Annotated in this window: 1 pseudogene; it reads left to right on the forward strand. The window is 77.3% G+C overall.

The window, feature by feature from the left end:
- Nucleotides 1-948: pseudogene (locus PROKR_RS09540) on the forward strand (hypothetical protein); the annotation flags it as partial.

Raw genomic sequence — 948 nt, forward strand, 5'->3', positions numbered from 1 at the left:
AGCGCCGCGGAGCCGGCCGGCGCGACGGTCGACGGCTGGGCCCAGCTCCCCGAGTCCGACGAGGACGAGGACGAGGACGAGGTGGCCGCCGAGGCCGCGGACCGCGCGAAGGCCCCGGCCCCCGGCCTCCTGGGCGAGATGCTGGCCGAGGCGGACACCTGCTCGACGGCGGTCGGTCCGGGTGCGGCCGTGATGCTCGCCCGCGAGGACGGCACGGTCAGCCGGTACGTCCCCTCGCTGGACGCCCTGAGCACCCCCGGCGCCGCGGGGTCGGCCGGTGTGTCCGGCACGCGCGGCCCGGCCTGGGACGAGGCCCTCACCGCGTGCCCCGTCACCGTGATCGACGCGGGGAGCCTGCCCGAGGGGCCCGAGCGCGCCGAGGCGCTCGAGGAGCTGGACGGCACGCTGAACAGCCTCGCCCGCAGCCTGCCCGCGGGCACCCGAGTGCTCGTGGCGGGCGTGGCCGACACGCCGCTGACCCAGCAGGGCCTCCAGGTCGTCGTGGACTGGACGGTCGACGTGCCGCGCGTGCGCTGGCTGACGTCGGACGCGTCGCGGAGTACCGGGTTCGTCCAGCTCACGGACCTCACGGCCACCGCGGCCGAGGCCGGTGGCGCACTGCCGGACCCAAAGGCCGAGGAGCCCCTCCCGGACCCGGAGCTGGAGGAGCCCACGATCGACGGCATGCCGATCGAGGCGGGCGAGCCGCGCCGGACCACGGTCGCCCGGACCGTCGAGAACCGGCAGTACATCAACGTCCTGGCCGACACGATCCCCGCCCAGGTCCCCGCGTTCGCGGGCGTCATCGTCCTCTTCCTCCTGAGCGCCGTGCTCGTGCTGGTGCTGCCCCGGCGGGCGGCCCGCCCGCGCCGGGAGCCGGGACCGTACCGGCAGCGGCTGGCCCTGAGCGCCGTCCTGCTCGCCGTGTCGGCGCCCGCCGCGGCGAGC

The organism is Promicromonospora kroppenstedtii DSM 19349, assembly GCF_000515355.1.
Taxonomy (GTDB): domain Bacteria; phylum Actinomycetota; class Actinomycetes; order Actinomycetales; family Cellulomonadaceae; genus Promicromonospora; species Promicromonospora kroppenstedtii.